Source organism: Candidatus Hydrogenedentota bacterium (assembly GCA_016791475.1).
Classification (GTDB): domain Bacteria; phylum Hydrogenedentota; class Hydrogenedentia; order Hydrogenedentales; family JAEUWI01; genus JAEUWI01.
This window is the reverse complement of the sequence record JAEUWI010000176.1, coordinates 264-785: the sequence shown is the minus strand read 5'-3', so window position 1 is coordinate 785 and position 522 is coordinate 264. Positions and strand designations below refer to the sequence as shown.

1 protein-coding gene is annotated in these 522 nt (G+C 57.1%); it reads right to left on the bottom strand.

What is annotated here, in order from left to right:
• Positions 1 to 6: 6 nt before the first annotated feature.
• Positions 7 to 318, bottom strand: a complete 312-nt coding sequence (locus tag JNK74_28540; protein MBL7650136.1) for a PEGA domain-containing protein — start codon at positions 316 to 318, stop codon at positions 7 to 9.
• Positions 319 to 522 lie beyond the last annotated feature (204 nt).

Below are 522 nucleotides of genomic sequence, written 5' to 3'. Positions count from 1 at the left end.
AGAAAGCTAGTCTTCATACGAGAGCTCCGGACGTTTGTCCGTCTTAGGATGGGCTGGTTGTGGATTCCCTGGAGTCGGACGCAACTTGGTCAGCGCAGGCTTTCCAGCAGAGAGTCTCACCATGCGGACTGTGAGTTGGGAATCAGAAGACTCATCCAGATCGATGATTGAATCTGCATAACCTTCTCGGCGAAGTCGAAGCTGTCTGGTGCCTGCCTTGGGTGTCAGCTCCGCCTTCCACGGGGTGTTGCCGAGCATCGTGCCTTGCTCATTGAAGACTGCTGCTCCAGAGGGCTCACTTGAGATCGTCCACTTCACCAGAGGTACGGGCGAGGGCGAGGGCGAGGGCGAAGGCGAAGGAGTCACAGGAAGCGAGTTCACCGGAGTCACCACGATTGGCTTTGTGGGCGGAGGCGTACCCACCCGCAAGGTAATGACAACAGCCACGAGCAGCGCCAGTGCAGAGCCAGTGATAAAGAATATTCGCCGTCTTCGCGTCGTGTTCTGATGCTGTCCGATGGA